Source organism: Umezawaea endophytica (assembly GCF_025061645.1).
In the GTDB taxonomy this organism is placed as follows: Bacteria; Actinomycetota; Actinomycetes; order Mycobacteriales; family Pseudonocardiaceae; genus Umezawaea; species Umezawaea endophytica.
Window position 1 is genome coordinate 111033 of sequence record NZ_JANYMP010000027.1, and the last position, 18516, is coordinate 129548.

Genomic DNA, 18516 nt, shown 5'->3' on the forward strand with positions numbered 1-18516 from the left:
TTGTACCTCGCCGTTCGGGTCGGACGTCACCGCGAACCCCGCGGCTCATGCCGGTTACCCCGACAGGTGCCGAACACACGTTCCCCGATGTGTCACTGGTAACAAGCACTTACCGTGCGCCAACGATGGCGGTCAAGGGCCCACTGCACCCGCATCCGGACAGCGGACCCCCGGTCACGCCTTGTCCTGCAACTGCTCCTGCACGGACGTGGTGAGGTCGTCCCAGGCATCGGCGAACTTCCGCACCCCCTCCTCCTCCAGCACCTCGAAGACGTCGTCCAGGTCGATACCGGCGTCGACCACCGCTTCGAGGACGGCGGACGCGTCGGCGTAGGTCTCCGTCACCGGGCGGCCGAGCTTGCCGTGGTCGGCGAAGGCCTGCATCGTCTTCTCCGGCATCGTGTTGACGGTGTCGGTGGCGATGAGTTCGGACAGGTAGAGCGTGTCGCTGTAGTCGGGGTTCTTCACCCCGGTCGAGGCCCACAGCGGGCGCTGCTTGCTCGCACCTCGCGCTTCGAGCGCTTTCCAGCGGTCGGAGGAGAAGACCTCTTGGCAGGCCTGATAGGCCAGTTGTGCGTTGGCGACTCCGGCTTTGCCCTTGAGCGCGGGATCGGCTCCGGCGTCGTCCAAACGCTTGTCGATCTCGGTGTCCACTCGGGACACGAAGAACGAGGCGACGCTCTCGATGCCGTCGAAGCCCGCGTCGGGGTCCGCGGCGCGCTTCTCCAGTCCGGCGAGGTAGGCCTCCATGACGGCTTCGTAGCGTTCGAGGCTGAAGATCAGGGTGACGTTCACGCTGATCCCGTTGGCGATCGTCTCGGTGATGGCGGGCAGGCCCTCGACGGTGGCCGGGATCTTGATGAACAGGTTCGGTCGGTCGACGAGCCACCACAGGTGGGCGGCTTCGGCGGCGGTCGCGTCGGTGTCGTGAGCCAACGAGGGCGCCACTTCCAAGGAGACGCGACCGTCTCGACCGGTGCGCGCGGCCACCGGCGCGAGCAGGTCGCAGGCGTCCCGGACGTCGGCACCGGTGATGGTCCGCAGCGCCTCCTCGACGGAGACTCCGCGGACCGCCATGGCGTGCAACTGGTCGTCGTAGGACTTCGACCCGCTGATGGCCGCGGCGAAGATGGAGGGGTTGGTGGTCACGCCGACCACGGAGTGCTCATCGACCAGCGACTGGAGGTTGCCGCTGCGGATGCGGTCGCGGGACAGGTCGTCCAGCCATACCGCGACGCCGTTCTTGGACAGGTTGGCAAGGTTTTCGTTCTGCGTCATACAATTCTTCCCGTGGTGGATTGTGGTCAGGCCAGGTTGCGGTGGGGGCGTCCAATCCATCCGCGACGTCGCTGCCGAGAGTGAGACTGATGCCGTCCGCGACTGCCTGAGGTTGGTGGGATTACCGCCAGCTCCGTGCTGGTGCCCAATGGATAGCTCGTGGGCGTCCGGCTAAACCGGTTTGGCCGCACCGCGTCGATCCACCGCTGTCCTGTGGTGGCGGAACGCGGCAACCCCCTACTGCTTGCCGGGCAACGGGGTCAGGGCTTGCGCGCGGGTCCTGCACACGTCGAGGCACTTGTCCATGCCGGTCAGCAGCAGCGGGCGACGTGCCGCTCGCCCGTCCGCCACCACTCTCAGGCAGGTACGGCCTCCAACTTCGTGGTGGGCGGCCGTCAGCACCGACAGCCCGGCGCACGCGAGCAACCTCACAGCCGACAGATCGACCACCACCAACGGGGGGTTGACCACCACGGCCGATTCGAGGGCTCGGTGCAGGATCGGTGCGGTGTCGAGGTCGACCTCCCCCGCCACCACCAGAACCACGGCCTGGTTGCTGGCCAACGTCGTCACGGTCAGCACCGGCGAGTCTTCCCCGTCGACCATCGAGCGAGGTGGCGAGAGCGGCGAAGGCAGGGAGAGCGCAACCTCTGGTGACGCGGTCGGCTTCGTCGTGAACTTCGAGTGCCAACTGCCAGCCGGGAACAGGCATGCTCCGACACTGGCGTCGTGGTCAGGGGATGTCATACCCCAACTCCCTGCCGACCACCCAGTCCACCCGGCGCTCTTGGACGCAGCGGGTGAGCAGCGGTCCGCTCTCACGTGATGGCTGATCGTCGTGAGGGCGAGGTCAAGGCGCTCCCGGCGGGGACAACATGATCGTACCCCGTGCATGGGTGTTCATCCGAACCTGAACACCGGTACCTCTCAGGCCTTGCGGCCTACCAGAACGCTGTCGAGATCAACGGTCCCCTGCACCACGGCGACGGCCAGCACTGTGAGGCGGTGGTTGTTCGCCCGCGCGTAGCCGCGCAGCGCGGTGAACGCCTCGTCCATGGACAGGCCGCCGCGTTCGGCGAGCACCCCACGGGCTTGTTCGATCGCGACGCGGCTGGTCAGCGCGGTCTGCAACTGGCTGGCGACCTGATCACCGCGCTCGATCGTGCGGTGTTGCAGGATGCCGATGGTGGCGACGTCGCTCAGCGCCTGTCCCAGGCGGACGTGGTCGATGTCCAGCGCGCCAGGCTCGGTGCCGAGCAGGGTCAGTGCGCCGATCGTGTGGTCGCGCAGGCGCATCGGCAGAGCTTGCACGGCCCGGAAGCCGCACTCGCGGGCCCCGGCGGTGTACCTGGGCCACCGCTGCCCGTCGGTGGCCAGGTCGTGGCAGGCGACCGGTTGGCCGGTGCGGGCGCACTCGACGCACGGCCCGTTCTCGACCTGGATCGCGAACAACTCCAGTAATTCGACTCGTTGCGAAGACGAGGCCACCAGGCGCAGATCGCCACCGGGGTCGTTCAGGATGACGCCCGCGGCGGACACGTCCAGCAGTTCGACGCACCGCTCGGTGAGCAGGACGAGGAAGTCCGCGATGTCGAAATCGGCCACGAGCGTGTCGGCCAGTTCGACGAACACGCGCGACACCCGCCGCTCACGGTCGCTCGAGGTTTCGCTTCCGGTGGACTGTCCTGGCCGCATGCCGCTCAGCACCCCTTCCCGACATCAAGGCCGACGCGCGTCGGCGTTCCAGGAGATCAGGTCGACCACCCCCGTGGCCACCTCGTGCGCGACGTCGGTCAACCGTCGCCCGTGGGCACGGGCGTAGTCGCGCAGCAGCGTGTAGGCCTGGTTCATGTCCAGACCGCCGGACTCGGCAAGCACGCCCTTGGCCTGTTCGACCACTGTGCGGTGGTGCAGGGCTGCCTGCAACTGCTCGAAGACGATCTCCTCGCGGTGCACGGCGCGCTGTTGCAGGATGCCGATGGTGGCGATGTCGGCCAGTGCCTGTCCGAGCGCGATGCTGGCGTCGTCGACGGCGACCGGCTGGGTGTGCAGCAGGGTCAACGCTCCGACGACCTCGGCGCGCAACCGCATCGGCACCGCCGTCGCCGCGCGGAACCCCGCACCCACCGCAGCACGCGCGAACAGCGGCCACCGGTCGACGTCCGCGTCCAGGTCCGCGCTGGAGACGACGGCGCCGGTCCGCACGCAGTCCAGGCACGGTCCCTGGCGGGTCTGGACCGCGAACACCTCGACCAGTTCGGCGTGCTCGGAGGAGCCCGCCGCGGGCCACCAGCCACCGCGCTGGTCGGAGAGGATCACCCCGGCGGCGTCGACCTGCAACAACTCCGTCGCCCGCTCGGTGAGCAGGCTGAGGAAGTCGAGCACGTCGAAGTCGGCGACCAGGGTGTCGGCCAGCGACACGAACGTGTCCGCCAGCCGCTGGTCCCGTTCAGTGCTCATCGTGACGACCTTTCCACAACACGCGTCATTGTCGGCCCTCGTCCTCCGTGAGGCGCAGAGTCCGCGCGACCACTTGTCGGGCGACCTCGGCCAGCGGCACATCGTGGGTGAAGGCGTGGCCCCGCATCCGCAGGAGTGCCGTCTCGGTGCTCACGCCGAGCTGCACCTGCACCATGCCCGCCGCCTGGTGAACTTCGACGTGGGGATCGAGCAGCCAGCTCAGGTCGGCCGTGTCGTGCCCGTCGAGGTCGGCGACGATGCCCTGCGTGGCCATGTCGGCGAGGATCAGCGCGTCGGTCACCTCGCTCCGGGACAGCGGGCCGGGCACATCGCGGTAGAGGTCGAGCGACCCCAACCTCACCACACCGATCTGCAGGGGGAACGAGAACACCGCTACCGCCCCGAGTGCCAGTGCGCCAGGGGTGAACGCGGGCCACCGCGCACCGTCAGCGGCCAGGTCCGCCACCAGCACTGGCCCCCCGGATTCGAAGGTGTCCAGACACGGCCCCTCCCCCACCGTGAGCTGCAAGCCTTCCAGGCTGGCGCTGACCGGGTTCGTCGCGTGCACCAAGCCCCGCTCCGGCGTCTTGTCACCGGGTTCACCCTGGCCGTGCTTGCCGATCACGGTGGCCCCGGCGCCGGTGACCGACAACTCCGCGACGCACCGAGCGCAGACGAGGGCGACCGTGGAGGCAGGACTCTTCGCACGGTCGACGATCAACTGCTCCCGCAATCGATCGCGCCTGCTCTGCCCCACCACAACCCTCCGTGTTCGGACGACACCCGTGTGATCACGTCAATCCTATTGAGCTCCCCTCGCGCACGGATTGAGCGGCATCACCGCCGGCGACGAGGTCACGCATTTTGGAAGCCTCCGTCGAAGCCGCAGCGACTGTGCTGTCGAGGGGCATCCTGAGGCACTTTCGCCTTCACCAGCCTTTCGCGCGACGTCAGGCGTCCCGCTGTTCGTCGACCGCGGCCGATCGAAGCACCTCCTCGAAGGATCCGTACACCCCTTCGGGAACCGAGCGCACTGCGTGCACGGTGTCCTCGTCCGCGTTGTTGCGAGAGGCGTGGTCCGCCAATTGCTCCTTGGTCGCCGGGTACTCCACATCGCCCAGGGCGGTGCGCAGCCTGTCCGTGGTGGTCGTGTCGTGCATCGCTGTTCCTCCCACATCCGGTGAACCTGTTGACGGCATACCCCGGTTCGGTTCCCCCAACCCCAGCCGGTGGGAGTGTGCGGTGCTGTGGGTCGACGGTGCCGAGCCGGCGGTCACACGCGACGCAGTGCTTCCGCTGCGCACATGTGCTCAGCACGAGGACGGGTTACGCTACTTGGGCCAGCCATACAGCGCCGCCATGACCCCGCGGACTGGAACCAACTCGGTTGTGGGGTACCACGGTGGTTTGCTTCTCGGAACGGCCCTTCAGAACCCGCCTTCCGAAGTGGCGCCAACTCGAATGCGCCACCCGTGTGCGACGTGGCTCGTCCCGTCGAAGCGCTCTGGATGACGGAAACGCAGGTGGAGGCGGAAATGCGGATCGCGATGATCGCTGCGTCCTGGGAGTTGGACGCTGACGAAGATCGGGCGTACGTGGCCGAACTCTCTTCGGTTCTCAGCTTGGACGGGCACGAGGTCGTCCTTTACGCACAACGGACCACTTCCGGTCCACCGGAACGCAAACAGACCCCTCACGGGTATGAAGTCGTTCAGGTGCCCGAAAAATCAGGCAAGCCGTCCAAGGGATCGCAATTCGTCGACCACGTCAGCGATTTCGCGCGGTTCCTCCAACGGGAATGGGCGCAGAGGCCCCCGGACGTAGCGCATCCGCACGGCCGGTCATCCGGGTTGACCGTGAGCACGAGCCGGGTCCCGGTGGTTCAGACGTTCCACCACGGCGCGGACACCCGAGCCTCCCGCCCGACTCACGTCGACCGTTCGGTCGGCGCGTCGGCCGACCGCGTGATCGCGTCCAGTGCCTGGGAGGAGACGAAACTCCTTCATCTGGGGGTGCGCAGGCCGAAGAGCGCGATCGTGCCCCGCGGGATCGACGTCGTGCGGTTCCGGCCCGATGGTCCGGCCGCTCCACGCAAACTCAGGCCACGAGTGCTGGCGCTGGGTGACGTGGTTCCGGTCAGCGGATTCGACACCATGATCAGCGCTCTGCGCTGGACTCCCGAAGTAGAACTGGTCATCACCGGACGAATCCTGCATCCCGTGCCGCTCCAGGACACCGAGGTGATGCGCTTGCTGGTGCTCGCCAATGATGTGGGGGTGAGCGACCGCGTGCACTTCACCGGCCGAATCGCCCGTGCGCAACTCCCCCAACTGATCCGCTCCGCGGACGTGGTCGTTCGCATACCGCGGTTCGACCCCTACGGCTCAGCCGCGATCCAAGCCATGGCGTGCGGCGTTCCGGTGATCGCCACCGATGTGGGCGCACTGGCTGACGTCGTTGTCGATGGCGTCACCGGAACGCTGGTACCACTTCGTGATCCGCGCACCCTCGGGCTCGTCCTACGCGATCTCCTGGCAGACGCCACCCGACGGGAGATACACGCCATCGCCGGTCGCGACCGTGCTTGCGCACGCTTTTCGTGGAAGCGGGTGCTACCTGAACACCTGGCCGTCTACCGGGATGCGATCGCCAATCCGCAAGCGGTGGAAGCACGCCAGGATGCGCTCAAAGCGCTCGAACCGGAAAGCGCATGACCACGCACACTTATCCGACCAAGACCGCCGTGGCCAGATGAGTGTGCTCCCACCCCGCTGGCCGCTCCGAGGCCACCGCACGAACTCTTGGCGGTCACCACCTGCGGCGCGGTGATTCCGTGATCATCTCCGATCTGGGGAGAGCGCGGTCAGCACGAGTGCGGCCTGGTCGTCCTCGCCCACCTGACCATCGGTGAACGCGGTCACCGCCGTGATGAGCGCGTCGAGAATGCCTTCGGCGCTGGGATGGACAACGTGCCCCAGCGCGGTGTCGAGACCGGCGTCGTCGAATTGAGAGCCCGTGGACGTCCGTGCTTCGGTGATGCCGTCGGTGACCAGGACGAGGCTTTCACCGGGTTTCAGGTCGACGTGGTGGGTGTGCAGACGGGGATCCGGCGTGACACCGAGGAGCATGCCGGGCACTTCGAGGACTGAGACGGTGCCGTCGGGAAGCACAAGGCGGGGCGCTACGTGGCCGGCGCGGATGAAGTCGACCGCGAGGTGCTCCCGGTGGTCACGCAGGTGCCCGTAGACGAGGGTGACGAATCCGGAGCCGTGGCTGCTCGCCCGGTCCAGCAGAGCGGTGTTGACGGCCCTGACGACCGCGTGCGGCTCGGGCAGCAAGCGGGCTACGGCGCGAGCGGTGTGGCGGACCAGGGCTGTCGTGGTGGCGGCCTTGGCGCCGCGGCCGCAGACGTCACCGATCAGGAAGGCCCACTGCCCGTCCGGCAGCGGGAACACGTCGTAGAAGTCACCACCGATTTCCAGCCCCTCGCCCGCCGGGTGGTAGTGGGTGGCCAGTTCGGCACCGGGCAACTCCGGCAGATCGGGTAGCAGGAGACCTGCCTGCAAGTCACGGGACATCTGGACCCGTTCGGTGTACTGGCGGGCGTTGCGCGCCAAGGGGGACGCCCGTGAGGCGAGTTCTTCGGCGAGGTGGACGGCGTGGCCGTCCAGTGGAGGCCCGTCGTCGGTGGTGAGCAGGGTCAGGGTGCCGAACGCCTGACCCCGGTCGCTGAGCGGGACGCACAGGTAGCCTGCGACGGCGAGGTCGTCCCACGGGTCGAGGCCCGCGGGCGCACGGCGGGCGACCTCGGTGGTAGCGCTGGACAACACCCTGGCCACGACGTCGGTGTCGGACCTGCACGAGGCCAGCAGGTCCGCTTGTGGCGCTGTGAGCGCGGCGGCAGCGATTCGCCTCGCTCCGCCCGCGTCGACGACGTCGATCGCGCACAACGGGGCCAGGGCCGGAACGCAGATGTCAGCCAGGCATTGCAGGATCTGCGCGTAGTCCGAGCACTGGGCCAGGGCGGTACCCGCCGCGAGGAGGAACGCCAGGTCGTCGCGAGCGGCCTTCTCCTTGGCCTCGGCGGCGGCTTGTGCCCGTTCTGCGTGGTGGCGCTCGATGGCCAGGGCGGCGGTGTCGGTGAAGACCCTGGCCAAGGCCAGATCCGTTTCTTCCGGGTGCCGCGGGGTGCGGTGGTACATGGCGAACGTGCCCAGCAAACGGCCGTCACGCGCCAGGATCGGAGTGGACCAGCACGCCGCCAACGACGCGGCGGCCGCCAACTCCCGGAAGTCGGCCCAGAACGGATCGGCGGCGATGTCGCTGACGACGACCGGGCGGCGGCGGTGGGCCGCCGTGCCGCAGGAGCCGATTCCTTCGCCGGTGGCGATGCCGTCGATGGCCTCGTTGTAGAAGTCGGGCAGGCTCGGCGCGGCGCCGTGCCTCAGGTGGCGACCGTCCTCGTCGGCCAACAGCACCGACACCGCGGTGCCAGGGGTGAAGTGTTCGATCACCCGCGCCATGCCGTCGAGCACTTCCCGCAGCGGCGCCTGCCGGGCGATCTGCTCCAGCAGTGCCCGGTGCTCGGCGATCAACCGCTGCGCATGCCTGGTTTGCGTCGTCTCCACCGCCAGCAACAGCACACCGGTGACGTTGCCCCCGGTGTCGCGTCGCGGTTCGTAGATGAAGTCGAAGTACGCCTCCCCCACCGCATCCGCTGCGCCGAGCACGATCCGCGCGTCTCGCGCCGAGCAGGGACGGCCGGTGCGGTAGACGCCGTCGAGCAACGCGATGACGCCCTGTCCGGCCAGTTCGGGGGCGAGTTGGCCGATCGGCACTCCCATGCGCACCCGCTCTCCACCACCGATCGCGTCGAAGAACGCGTGGTTGGCGGCTTCCACCACGTGCGCGGGGCCCGACAACATGGCGAACGCCGCGCTGGACTGGCCGAACAAGGACCGGATGTCCGCATCGTCGACCGACCGCGCACCTCGTAGCGGATCCGTTCCACCCGTCGAGTCGTCGTCATGCCGCATCATCGTCTCCACCCGGTAGCGCAGACAGCCTCCGAGTGTTCCCGGACCGTCTTCTGGCCATCATCACCTTCTTGCGGTCCCGCCACTTTTCAGGATTTGCCGGTCATCCACTGGATTTCCCGTCAGGACAGCGGGATGAAGGCCGGACCTGCCAACGCGAAGAGCCCCGGCCGCCGTGTGGCGACCGGGGCTCTCGCTCGTACGAGGTCAGGCGTGTGCGCGTCGACCGGTGACCAGTCGGTAGATGCCGAGCAGCAAGAGCGAGCCGAGGATGGCCAGCAGCCACGTGCTCAGGTCGAAGAAGTTGTTGATGTCGCTGTTGAACAGCGCGCGGCCGATGAAGCCGCCGAGGATGGCACCGACGATGCCGATCAGGATCGTGACGATGATGCCGCCGGGGTCCTTGCCCGGCATGATCGCTTTGGCGATGGCGCCCGCGATGAGGCCGAGAACGATCCAACCCAGGATGCCCACGATGACGTCTTCCCTTCCTCGACTGCAACGGCGAGCCGCCGTTGCTTCTTGCTCGAAGCCGGGATGCCCAGGAGTCCCAATTCCCAAACATGTTGTCGTCGGAGTCGTGAGCACCGCCTGTTCCGGGATTTCCCGACCGTCCACGTGGGACGAAAGAGGTCGGTGCGGCACCACGCCGACCTCAGATGACGAGCGGTGGTGCGAGCCCCGCGGACCCCGCGGTGCCCACCGGGGCTCGCACCACGCTCTTCTACCAGTAACCAGGCCGATCACCAGCGCTGGCTGTTCAACGCGGGCGTCGAGCCTGACCAGGCCACATGCAGGCCCTACCGGGCACGTGTTGTCGAACCCGGCACACCCACTTACCCGGCTCGTCGTCGACTCACACCACTGGCCGATTCTCGGGTCGAATCGAGCGGCAGGGGTCGTGTCACGAGGAGCCTTTGTCCGGGTCGTCGCAGGTGAGAGCAGCTCTGTCACTCGAACGAGTAAATCTGTGCTGACGGGAGTAGACATTCGCAGGCAGGTGTGTGTAGTGTTCTCCTCGTTGGAAGAGAGAAAGTCAGTGGCACGGGAGATGACGAACTACCCGTGAGATCGAGGCAAGACGGTCGGACGTGCTGGGGCCAGGCAGTGAAGGGGCTCCGCGGCAGTGGACCAAGGATGGTCGGCGAGGTGATTCCGGCATGTGCAGAAAGGCCGGTGCCGACCGTCACGTGAGGATGCAGGACACAGGAATCAGAGGAGAAGGGAAGGGTTGCACACCATCGGATCGCCCGTTGTCGGCTGAACTCCGCCGAACGGGTACCGCGGTTCCATCGGATTGGAAGGTGGTCTTCGGTTACGCACACGCGATCCCCGCAGTGCCCGCTTCTAGTGCGGGCCACGCGGACAGAGGAAGCCGATCCCACGGTCGGCTAGGTGGACAGTGAAACCCAACAACCCCGGGGCCCCGGCGCTACTGCGCCGGGGCCCCTCGTGATGCGGAGGTGCGATGACCCCAGAGGAAAACGGTGAAGACCAGGTCGCGGAAGAGACGACCGTGACCGACAGGTTCGACGACGACCACTACCCGGCCTACACCATGGGCCGGGCGGCGGAGATGCTCAACACCTCGGCCGGGTTCCTGCGCAGCCTCGGCGAGGCGAAGCTGATCGAGCCGCAGCGCTCGACCGGTGGGCACCGGCGGTACTCCCGCTACCAACTGCGCTTGGCCGCCCGCGTCCGGGAACTGGTGGACCAGGGCACCGGACTGGACGCGGCCTGCCGCATCGTGACCCTGGAGGACCAGCTCCAGGAAGCCAGGGACGCCAACAAGTCCCAGCACCGACCAGGCGATCCCTACCCGCCACTGCGGGGTGTGTGACCCGCGCGGTTGAGGGCCGGGTCAGATCAGCACGGACGCCGTCGAGGCGGCGACTCCGTGCTGATCACACCGCGAGGCCACCCCGTGAGCACACGGCTGAATGAACGTTCTGCGTCACGTGGACGGACGACTGCGGATGACGCGCCATCCTCCGGCAAGCCGGACAAGTCGGCCAGATCGTCGACCGTGGAGGTCGACCGGTTCCCGCTGTTCGTCGTCCCACGCCGGCGTCGTTCTTCGATCACGTCTGTCGACACCGGTCGCGAACAGCGGAGCGGGAAGGACGACGCTCCTCCCCGCTCCGCACCGGCCGCTGTCAGTCGCGAGCGCTCCCCGCGACCGTCCGGCCGGATTCCCGAGCGCGGTCGGCCACGTCGGACGAAGCGTCCTTGGCCTGCTCGGCAGTGCTGCGGGCGGCCTCGCCCGCGGTCTGCTGGACCGCTTGGACGGCGTCCTGCACGGCTCCACCGGCCTCGTCCTTGAGCCGCTGTCCGGACTCGGCGATGGCTTCCTTCACCGGCTCCACGTACTCCGCGGCCCGCTCACCCACCTGGCGAACCGCGTCCTGCTCGACACGGGTCGCGGGCAGCAGCGACGCGACGAGCAAGCCCGCGCCGAACGCGACCAGCCCCGCGGCCAGAGGATTGCCCTGGGCCTGGCGCATCGCCTGGTCAGGGGCCTCGCGAACGACCTGCGCCGCTTGGCCCGCCGTCTCCGACACGGTCTCCGCGGCGCTCTGCGCCTTGTCCTGCACGACCTGCGCGGCTTCCCGTGCGTGTTCCTGCACGCCCGTGGACGCGCTGTGCGTCGCCTGCGGCACGGTGCCCATCACCTTCTCCCTGAGAGTGGTCAGCCCGCGGCGCACGCTCCTGGTTCGCCGCTGCGCGATGCGCTTGGGGCTCGTGCGGTCCACGATCCGGTTCGTGTCGGCCACGAGCTCGGCGCGGGTCTGGTCGATCTCCTGCCTTATCCGGTCGGGTGACGTGCCCATTCCGCATCCTCCTTCAGGGTGTCGATGGTGCGTTCCGGTTTGGGGGAAACGGTCTTCAGCTTGGAACGGCCCGCGCTGTACAGCACCGCGCCCGCGATGCCCCACAGGACGGCGACGATCAACGTCGCCCAGGCGAGGCCCACCACGTACGCCAGGCCGAACGCCAGGGCGAAGCTGAGCAGTACCACGGTCAGGTAACCGGCGAACCCCGCCGCTCCGAGCATCCCGGCGGCCTTGCCCGCCTTGGACGCCTCCTCGCGGATCTCGGCCTTGGCGAGCTCCAACTCCTGGCGCATGAGGCGCGACAGGTCGTTGGCCAGCTCACCGACCAGGTCCCCCAACGACGTCCGGTCGTCGTCGACGGGTGGGAGCCCAGCCTGGGCGACCGGCGGGATCGGGTATCCGGCCTCAGGGCTGGACATGCGCGGCACCTCCACCCGGCGTGATGGGCCGCGGTGTGCCGGGAACGAGCGGATCGACGTACGGACGGACGACGGGCTCGACCACGGCGCCGTCGGGACCGGCTGTCGTAGGCGACACCGCGGCGGGGGTGACCGCGGGCGGTGTGGTCTGCCACGTCTCCGCCTGCGCGGGCTGCGCCGTGTTCGGCCGTCGGGTCTCCTGCCGCGAATCCGGCGACCCGTTCACGCTCTTCACCACGCGTCCGACCAGCAGGCCGGCCACGGCGGCGCCGATGAGGAACGCGCCGGGCTTGCGCCGGGCGAAGTCCTGGGCGGTCTCGAGCAGACCACCCGCACCGCGCTCGTCGAGGAACCGCGCGGCCTGCCGGCCGGTGTCCGCGACCTGGCGCACCGCACCGGCGGTCGGGGAATCACCGGAGGCGTGCTCGGCCATCGACGAGAGCTCGTCGGCCAGCTTGGCCAAGCCCTGCGACACCCGGCGCGCCTGCTCGTCGGCTTCCCGGCCGACGCGCTGCCGCACGTCGTCCATGACCTGCTTGGTCTGCTGCTTCGCCTCGTGGGCGACGTGCTGGGTTTGTTCCTTCGCGGTGGACGCGACCTCCGTCGCGGCGTCCTTCGCGTGGTGGGCGACGGCCGTTCCCTCCTGCGACGCCGTGGAGGCCACCGCTCCCACCGTGCTGTCCGACCCAGTGGACCGGTCTCGGATGTCAGTCACCTGTTCCTCCTTCAGTAGTTCGTCGCGGTCCCGGCAGCCGTCTACCCGTCACGCCCTGGTGGACGCCGGTTCCGGCCGATTCGACGACAACTGGTTGAGGTATCGGAAAACGGGCATCCCCGGCGGTCGTCGCGAACGCCGTTCAGGTTGCGCCACCGAGCGCGTACACCCGTTTTCCTTGCCCTTGAACAGATGTAGGCCCTTCGCACCCCTTCTCCCCTTCCGCCAGGCGGTGAGGCCGACGGGTACCAGCGCAGGACCGTCCCTTGTGGGATTCGCGCGCCGCTCGCGTTTGACTTCGGGGTGGCGGGGCACCACACGCTCATGTCGATGGCGACGATCTTCACGCGGGTCCGGGAGAACTACTCACGAGGCGAAGACCGGCCCCTGGGCGGCTACCTCCGGGCGATGGGCGGGTACACCGGGTTCGTCGGCGCGGCCGTCGCCGTGGGCAGGGCTCGTGGTGCTCGCCTGCCGGAGCGCTTGTCGTGGAGCGACGCGGTGCTCGTGTCGGTGGCCGTGCACAAGGCGAGCAGGCTGCTGACCAAGAGCTCCGTCACCAGCGCTCTGCGCGCGCCGTTCACCCGGTTCGAGGGCTCCACCGGTGAGGGCGAGGTGGCCGAGTCCGTGCCGCCGTCGGGAAGCCACCGGCACGCCGTGGGCGAACTGCTGACCTGCCCGTTCTGCTCCGGCGTCTGGTTGGCGACCGCCTTCACCACCGGGCTGGTGCTGGCTCCGCGCGCCACCCGCTTGGTCGCCACGACACTGACCACGATCGCGGGATCGGACTACCTGCACCTGGCCTACGACGCCGCGAAGTCCGCCGTCGCGCGCTGACCGGGCCGCCGGACCCGTTGCCCCGCCGGGGCTCGGACGTGGCCGAGCGGTGTGATGCCCGCCCGGCGGGTGGGGATCACACCGCTCCGCCGCTGGCGCGGGTGACGAACCGCGTGGCCACGGTGTTCAGCTTGGCGTTCTCCTGCTGGGACTGCTCGACCAGCACCGCGAACGCCTCCTCGGCGGAGATCTGCCGCAGTGCCATGAGGATGCCCTTGGCCTGTTCGATCACCGCACGCGTGTCCAGGGCGACCACCAACTGCTCGGTCATGGCGTGGGCGCGCTCGTAGCGGCGGTGAGATCGCAGCGCCGCCGTCGTGGCACTGACGTAGAGATCGAGCAGCTTCTCGTCCAGGTCGGCGAACCCGTGCCCGCGGGAGCTGTAGCAGTTGATCGCGCCCGCGTACTCGTCGTCGATGGTCAGCGGTGCGGACAGGAAGCTGTTGAACCCGGCCGCGACCGCGTCGCGGATGAACACGGGCCACTCGTCGGCCATGTCGGCGGCCGACACCCGGAACAGCGCGCCGCTGCGGGCGGCCCGCAGACAGGGTCCGTCGTCGGCGCGGTACTGGTCGCGGTCGAGGCCCGCGGCGGTGTCGCTGGTGGTGGCCGCGGTCCAGGGCGAGCCGTCGCGCAGCATGGTCACGGTGACCTCGTCCACGCCCGGCACCGCGTGGACGACCTGATCGCACACCCCCTGCAACAGAACGGTGAAGTCGTCGTCGCCTGCCAGCGCCGCGGTGAGCGTTTCCAGCGCGCTGGTGACGTCATCGAGCACGTCGGGCCACGGGTGGTCGTCCGGGTCGGTCATGAGGTCGGGTCTCCTGAGCGGTGCAGGCCGGTGGAGATCCGGTGAAGGAGCTCCGACCACCCACGAAGGTGGCACGTCGTCGGCCCGGCGCGCACGAGTAACCTCGGCCCGACCACAATAGCGCGGTTCACCCCTTCGGACGCCTGCTCGACCCGGCGGCTCAACGACTCGGTGCCCCGCGGATGAGGTTTCGGACCTCGTCCACCACGGCCGTGGGCGGCCCCAGCAGGAAGTTCGCCGCGGACGACTTCGCGTAGTCGCGCCGGCAAGGTGTCGAAGCCCTCGGCGTCGGGGGGCAGGGCGACGGCACTCACGCGAAGCCTCGATGTGGGACGCCCGGTTCTCGTCCATGCTCCGGGGCTGACCAGCACGGACGAGTTGAACCCGACGTGTTCCAGTTTGTGCCGTCAGGACGGGGGTAGCCGCAGCGTCATGCGCACCGAACCGGACGACAACGCCAGCAGTACCCCACCGGCCGAGAACGGCACCGGCATCCTTCGCGGCTGTCAGCGTTCCGCGGTGAGCAGCGCGAGCATCTCCGGGAGGTCGAAGAACCGCGCGATGTCCAGTGCCGACCGACCGCCGAGCGCCGGGTCGGCCCCTGCGGCGAGCAGCGCGGCCGTGCTCTCGCGAGAACGGCGGAACACTGCCGCGCCGAGCGCGGTCTGGCCGCGGTCGTTCACCCTCGCGGTGTCCGCGCCGCGGTCGAGCAGCGCCCGGACGGTGTCGGGGTGGTCGTGATAGGCGGCGAGGATCAACAGGGAATCGCCGGTGCCGCCGGTCAGGTTGACGGGCACGCCCGCGTCGACGGCTTCGACCAGCCGGACGGTGTCGCCGGAGCGCGCCAAGTCGAGGACCGAGCGCAGGAAGTCCAGTTCGGAGTTCGTAAGTGCTTCTGCCACAAGGAAACCCTAAGGGCAGCAGTCGCGACGCGCCGTTCGGCCTGCCCGGTTCGGGGCTCCGCGTTCCGATGAGCGGCGGGTCGGCCCAACGACCGGATTCGAGGCTGCGCGCGGCGGGCCTGCGCGTCACCGAGCCCCGTGTGGCCATCATCCGGGTGCTCGACGACGCCGGGGTCGGGCACGAGCACTTGACGGCCGCGCAGGTGGCGGACCGCGCCAGGAAGTCGTTGGGACGCGCTCTGTCGGTCCAGGCCGTCTACGACTGCCTGAACGCGCTGGCCGGCGCGAGCGTGGTCCGCCGGATCGAGCCCGCGGGCCACCCGATGCGCTACGAGACGCGGGTCGGCGACAACCACCACCACCTGGTCTGCCGAGTGTGCGGCAGGACCGCGGACGTGGACTGCTCCGCGAGCAGCGCGCCCTGCCTGTCCCCGTCGCAGCACTCCGGCTTCGTCGTCGACGAAGCGGAGATCACCTTCTGGGGCACCTGCCCCGACTGCGCGGTGTCGACCGGTGAACGACCGGGCCCGTCACCGCACTCCACCACGAGAGGCGAACCATGACCACCGCATCCTCGCAACAACCCGAGCGCGACGCCGAGCGGCCGGTTCTGACCAACCGCCAGGGGCACGCGGTCTTCGACAACCAGAACCAGCGGACCGTCGGCGCCCGCGGCCCGGCCACGCTGGAGAACTACCAGTTCCTGGAGAAGATCAGCCACTTCGACCGCGAGCGCATCCCCGAGCGAGTCGTGCACGCGCGCGGGGCGACGGCGTTCGGCTTCTTCGAAGCCTACGGAACCGTCGGTGACGAACCGGTGTCCCGCTACACCAGGGCGAAGCTGTTCCAGGAGAAGGGCAAGCGCACCGACGTCGCCGTCCGGTTCTCCACCGTGGCCGGCGGTCGGGACTCCTCCGAGGTCGCGCGTGACCCGCGCGGGTTCGCGGTGAAGTTCTACACCGAGGACGGCAACTGGGACCTCGTCGGCAACAACCTGGGCGTGTTCTTCATCCGCGACGCCGTCAAGTTCCCGGACTTCATCCACTCGCAGAAGCCGGACCCGGTGACGTTCGAACGCCAGGACCCGAACCGCGCGTTCGACTTCCTCAGCCAGACACCGGAAGCGCTGCACATGGTGACGCTGGTGTTCAGCCCCAGGGGCCTCCCGGCGAGCTACCGCACCCAGCAGGGCTTCGGCGTGAACACCTACAGGTGGATCAACGCCGAAGGTGCGACGCAACTGGTCAAGTACCACTGGACGCCCGAGCAGGGCGTGAAGTCCTACACCGCGGCCGACGCCGCCAACGTCCAAGCCACCGACCTCGGCTCGCACACCCGTGACCTCTACGAGGCGATCGAACGCGGCGAGCACCCGGCGTGGGAGCTGTCCGTACAACTGATGGACGACCACGAGCACCCCGAACTCGACTTCGACCCGCTGGACGACACCAAGGTGTGGCCCGAGGAGCAGTTCCCGCTGCGCAAGGTCGGCCGCATGGTCCTGAACCGCGCACCGGAGAACTTCTTCACCGAGAACGAGCAGATCGCGTTCGGCACCGGTGTCCTGGTGGACGGCCTGGACTTCTCCGACGACAAGATGCTCGTCGGCCGCACGTTCAGCTACAGCGACACCCAGCGCTACCGCGTCGGCCCGAACTACCTGCAACTGCCGGTCAACGCCGCGAGGACCAGGGTCGCCACCAACCAGCGCGACGGCCAGATGGCCTACGGCGTCGACCTCGGCGAGGGCCAGAACCCGCACGTCAACTACGAACCGTCGATCCTCGGAGGGCTCCGCGAAGCGCAGGACCCGACCGACGGCGACCAGTACCCAGAGATCACCGGCAGGCTCACCCGCGAGCGCATCCCGCGGACCAACGACTACCAGCAGGCGGGCGAGCGCTACCTGTTGTCGGAGCAGTGGGAACGTGACGACCTGGTCGCCAACCTCGTGGACGCGCTCGGCCAGTGCGACCGGCCGATCCAGGAGCGGATGGTCTGGCACCTGCTGATGGCCGAGGACGAACTCGGCCTGCGCGTGGGAGAGGGTCTGGGCATCACCCCGGACGACGTCCGGGACCTGGGGCCGTTGGCCACCCAGTCGCTGACCGACGAGGAACTGGCCCGCGCGGGCAGCCTCGGCAAGAACGGTCCGCGCGACGTAACCGACCGCGAGATGACCCACTGCGTGCCGAACGAGCACGTCGAGGTGGGCCGCTAGAGCGCTGCGAGGGGAGGAGCGTCCACCGCTCCTCCCCTCGCAGCGGAGCAGGCTAGAGGCCCCGGTCACCCTTGGGCATCCACGATCGCCGCAGGCCTGGCGAACCCCCACCGATCGGACGAATCTTCTTGCTCCAAGTGTAGGAACACTCCGCGCGTGGTACTACAGAGCGTAAGTGCGGTTAAAACGGCAGCCGCTGTCCGGTAGGAGTGGTGCGCGACAGAGTCGAATGGCGAGGACGCCCGGATGGCGCAACTGGTGAACGTGGAACTGTCGAAGAGTTCGAACGCCGTCGTGGTCACCGTCGTGGGTGAGGTGGACAGGGACACGGCGGACGTCCTCGCCGAAGGCGTGGAACGCGCTCTCCTGCTGGTTCCCGAACCCCGTGCCGTTGTCGCCGATCTGAGCGGGGTGCGCCTCCTCGCCGCCGCGGGTGCGACGGTGTTGGCCTCCGCGAACGCGACGTGCGGAAGTCGTGGCGTACCGATGCTGGTGGTGGCGCCGAACCGCGCCGTCCGGCGCACCCTGGAGCTCTGCGGCCTGCTTTCCGAACTGCACGTCGTGGCGGAATTTCCAATGGCGACGGCCGCGGGCTTGGCTCGTGAACTGGAGGACCGCGCCGTGATGGGCACCGCGGTCGGAGTCGCGATGGCCGACCAGCGGCGCGCTCGTGCGGTGCTGGCCGCCCACGCGCGCAAAGCCGACGTCACCGTGCGCGAGCGCACACGCGAAGTCGTGCCCCGGAGCCCTGGCACAGTAGGGAAGCGCGGTGCGGGGCAGACGGAAGAGCCGTCCCGCCTGCTGATCGACCTGGTCGCGGCGGCGTGGGAGACCGAACCCCGCGAGCACCAGGACCACATCACCGACCTCGCGGCGGCGTTGAAGCGCCAGGGCCACCAGGTCGCGCTGCACGTCCGCCGGACCTCGCACGAACCCCCCGCGTCCGAACGCACCGCCTCGGGCTTCGACGTCGTGCGCGTGCCCGCCGGACCACCGACCGTGC

Annotated in this window: 19 protein-coding genes; 6 read left to right on the forward strand and 13 right to left on the reverse strand. The window is 68.8% G+C overall.

Going from position 1 to position 18516, the window contains the following annotated elements; translation table 11 throughout:
* Nucleotides 1–174: 174 nt before the first annotated feature.
* The 6 genes from tal to NZH93_RS39475 form a co-directional block, all read right to left on the reverse strand.
* Complete coding sequence (gene tal / locus NZH93_RS39450; RefSeq protein WP_259628426.1) at nucleotides 175–1278, reverse strand: transaldolase; 1104 nt, start codon at nucleotides 1276–1278, stop codon at nucleotides 175–177.
* 237 nt (nucleotides 1279–1515) lie between these two features.
* Nucleotides 1516–1884: an STAS domain-containing protein gene (locus NZH93_RS39455; protein ID WP_259628427.1), complete on the reverse strand. Its 369-nt coding sequence runs from the start codon at nucleotides 1882–1884 to the stop codon at nucleotides 1516–1518.
* Nucleotides 1885–2205: 321 nt separating this feature from the next.
* Nucleotides 2206–2910, reverse strand: coding sequence for a GAF and ANTAR domain-containing protein (locus NZH93_RS39460; RefSeq protein WP_259628428.1), 705 nt, complete (start codon nucleotides 2908–2910; stop codon nucleotides 2206–2208).
* Between the two features lie 87 nt (nucleotides 2911–2997).
* Entirely contained in the window at nucleotides 2998–3738 is a 741-nt protein-coding gene (locus tag NZH93_RS39465; RefSeq protein ID WP_259628429.1) for a GAF and ANTAR domain-containing protein, read from the reverse strand.
* Between the two features lie 25 nt (nucleotides 3739–3763).
* A complete protein-coding gene (locus NZH93_RS39470) occupies nucleotides 3764–4495 on the reverse strand; it encodes a GAF and ANTAR domain-containing protein (protein WP_259628430.1) in 732 nt (243 codons plus the stop codon).
* 193 nt (nucleotides 4496–4688) lie between these two features.
* On the reverse strand, nucleotides 4689–4898 hold the full coding sequence (locus NZH93_RS39475; protein ID WP_259628431.1) for a DUF2795 domain-containing protein: 210 nt from the start codon (nucleotides 4896–4898) through the stop codon (nucleotides 4689–4691).
* A gap of 348 nt (nucleotides 4899–5246) precedes the next feature.
* Between NZH93_RS39475 and NZH93_RS39480 the strand changes: the two genes are divergently transcribed.
* Nucleotides 5247–6452 carry a glycosyltransferase gene (locus tag NZH93_RS39480; RefSeq protein ID WP_259628432.1) on the forward strand — a complete coding sequence of 402 codons (1206 nt, stop codon included), beginning with the start codon at nucleotides 5247–5249 and terminating at the stop codon, nucleotides 6450–6452.
* A 123-nt stretch (nucleotides 6453–6575) separates the two neighbouring features.
* Here NZH93_RS39480 and NZH93_RS39485 read toward each other — a convergent pair whose 3' ends face one another.
* The gene (locus tag NZH93_RS39485) at nucleotides 6576–8774 is read right to left on the reverse strand and encodes a GAF domain-containing SpoIIE family protein phosphatase (protein WP_259628433.1); all 2199 of its coding nucleotides are present in this window, start codon (nucleotides 8772–8774) and stop codon (nucleotides 6576–6578) included.
* 207 nt (nucleotides 8775–8981) lie between these two features.
* Complete coding sequence (locus NZH93_RS39490) at nucleotides 8982–9248, reverse strand: GlsB/YeaQ/YmgE family stress response membrane protein (protein ID WP_259628434.1); 267 nt, start codon at nucleotides 9246–9248, stop codon at nucleotides 8982–8984.
* 994 nt (nucleotides 9249–10242) lie between these two features.
* Between NZH93_RS39490 and NZH93_RS39495 the strand changes: the two genes are divergently transcribed.
* A complete protein-coding gene (locus tag NZH93_RS39495) occupies nucleotides 10243–10614 on the forward strand; it encodes a helix-turn-helix domain-containing protein (protein WP_259628435.1) in 372 nt (123 codons plus the stop codon).
* A 316-nt stretch (nucleotides 10615–10930) separates the two neighbouring features.
* Here NZH93_RS39495 and NZH93_RS39500 read toward each other — a convergent pair whose 3' ends face one another.
* Genes NZH93_RS39500 through NZH93_RS39510 form a run of 3 tightly spaced genes read right to left on the reverse strand, consistent with a single transcriptional unit; the run spans nucleotide 10931 to nucleotide 12742 of the window.
* Nucleotides 10931–11605: a DUF3618 domain-containing protein gene (locus NZH93_RS39500; protein ID WP_259628436.1), complete on the reverse strand. Its 675-nt coding sequence runs from the start codon at nucleotides 11603–11605 to the stop codon at nucleotides 10931–10933.
* The gene (locus NZH93_RS39505) at nucleotides 11581–12027 is read right to left on the reverse strand and encodes a phage holin family protein (RefSeq protein WP_259628437.1); all 447 of its coding nucleotides are present in this window, start codon (nucleotides 12025–12027) and stop codon (nucleotides 11581–11583) included. Before NZH93_RS39505 ends, NZH93_RS39500 begins: the two co-directional genes overlap by 25 nt.
* The gene (locus NZH93_RS39510) at nucleotides 12014–12742 is read right to left on the reverse strand and encodes a hypothetical protein (protein WP_259628438.1); all 729 of its coding nucleotides are present in this window, start codon (nucleotides 12740–12742) and stop codon (nucleotides 12014–12016) included. The genes NZH93_RS39505 and NZH93_RS39510 overlap by 14 nt, the downstream gene beginning before the upstream one ends.
* 330 nt (nucleotides 12743–13072) lie before the next feature.
* Between NZH93_RS39510 and NZH93_RS39515 the strand changes: the two genes are divergently transcribed.
* Nucleotides 13073–13579: a DUF1360 domain-containing protein gene (locus NZH93_RS39515; RefSeq protein WP_308214294.1), complete on the forward strand. Its 507-nt coding sequence runs from the start codon at nucleotides 13073–13075 to the stop codon at nucleotides 13577–13579.
* 76 nt (nucleotides 13580–13655) lie between these two features.
* Here the strand turns inward: NZH93_RS39515 and NZH93_RS39520 are convergent, their stop codons facing one another.
* Both NZH93_RS39520 and NZH93_RS39525 read right to left on the reverse strand, forming a co-directional pair.
* Nucleotides 13656–14390 carry a GAF and ANTAR domain-containing protein gene (locus NZH93_RS39520; protein WP_259628440.1) on the reverse strand — a complete coding sequence of 245 codons (735 nt, stop codon included), beginning with the start codon at nucleotides 14388–14390 and terminating at the stop codon, nucleotides 13656–13658.
* A 506-nt stretch (nucleotides 14391–14896) separates the two neighbouring features.
* Nucleotides 14897–15292 carry an ankyrin repeat domain-containing protein gene (locus NZH93_RS39525; protein ID WP_259628441.1) on the reverse strand — a complete coding sequence of 132 codons (396 nt, stop codon included), beginning with the start codon at nucleotides 15290–15292 and terminating at the stop codon, nucleotides 14897–14899.
* Nucleotides 15293–15360: 68 nt separating this feature from the next.
* On the opposite strand from NZH93_RS39525, the gene NZH93_RS39530 reads away from it, so the two are divergent.
* From NZH93_RS39530 to NZH93_RS39540, 3 genes are all read left to right on the forward strand, one after another.
* Nucleotides 15361–15855: a Fur family transcriptional regulator gene (locus NZH93_RS39530; RefSeq protein WP_259628442.1), complete on the forward strand. Its 495-nt coding sequence runs from the start codon at nucleotides 15361–15363 to the stop codon at nucleotides 15853–15855.
* Nucleotides 15852–17513 (forward strand): catalase, encoded by a 1662-nt coding sequence (locus tag NZH93_RS39535; protein WP_276024908.1) that lies wholly within the window; start codon nucleotides 15852–15854, stop codon nucleotides 17511–17513. The genes NZH93_RS39530 and NZH93_RS39535 overlap by 4 nt, the downstream gene beginning before the upstream one ends.
* Before the next feature lie 246 nt (nucleotides 17514–17759).
* A partial coding sequence (locus tag NZH93_RS39540) for an STAS domain-containing protein (RefSeq protein WP_259628443.1) occupies nucleotides 17760–18516 on the forward strand: 757 nt, incomplete at its 3' end.

Coding starts and splice junctions, on each gene's coding strand:
- tal (WP_259628426.1), bottom strand. CDS start 1,278: ATGACGCAGAACGAAAACCTTGCCAACCTGTCCAAGAACGGCGTCGCG.
- NZH93_RS39455 (WP_259628427.1), bottom strand. CDS start 1,884: ATGGTCGACGGGGAAGACTCGCCGGTGCTGACCGTGACGACGTTGGCC.
- NZH93_RS39465 (WP_259628429.1), bottom strand. CDS start 3,738: ATGAGCACTGAACGGGACCAGCGGCTGGCGGACACGTTCGTGTCGCTG.
- NZH93_RS39475 (WP_259628431.1), bottom strand. CDS start 4,898: ATGCACGACACGACCACCACGGACAGGCTGCGCACCGCCCTGGGCGAT.
- NZH93_RS39480 (WP_259628432.1), top strand. CDS start 5,247: ATGACGGAAACGCAGGTGGAGGCGGAAATGCGGATCGCGATGATCGCT.
- NZH93_RS39485 (WP_259628433.1), bottom strand. CDS start 8,774: ATGCGGCATGACGACGACTCGACGGGTGGAACGGATCCGCTACGAGGT.
- NZH93_RS39495 (WP_259628435.1), top strand. CDS start 10,243: ATGACCCCAGAGGAAAACGGTGAAGACCAGGTCGCGGAAGAGACGACC.
- NZH93_RS39500 (WP_259628436.1), bottom strand. CDS start 11,605: ATGGGCACGTCACCCGACCGGATAAGGCAGGAGATCGACCAGACCCGC.
- NZH93_RS39505 (WP_259628437.1), bottom strand. CDS start 12,027: ATGTCCAGCCCTGAGGCCGGATACCCGATCCCGCCGGTCGCCCAGGCT.
- NZH93_RS39515 (WP_308214294.1), top strand. CDS start 13,073: ATGGCGACGATCTTCACGCGGGTCCGGGAGAACTACTCACGAGGCGAA.
- NZH93_RS39520 (WP_259628440.1), bottom strand. CDS start 14,390: ATGACCGACCCGGACGACCACCCGTGGCCCGACGTGCTCGATGACGTC.
- NZH93_RS39530 (WP_259628442.1), top strand. CDS start 15,361: ATGAGCGGCGGGTCGGCCCAACGACCGGATTCGAGGCTGCGCGCGGCG.
- NZH93_RS39535 (WP_276024908.1), top strand. CDS start 15,852: ATGACCACCGCATCCTCGCAACAACCCGAGCGCGACGCCGAGCGGCCG.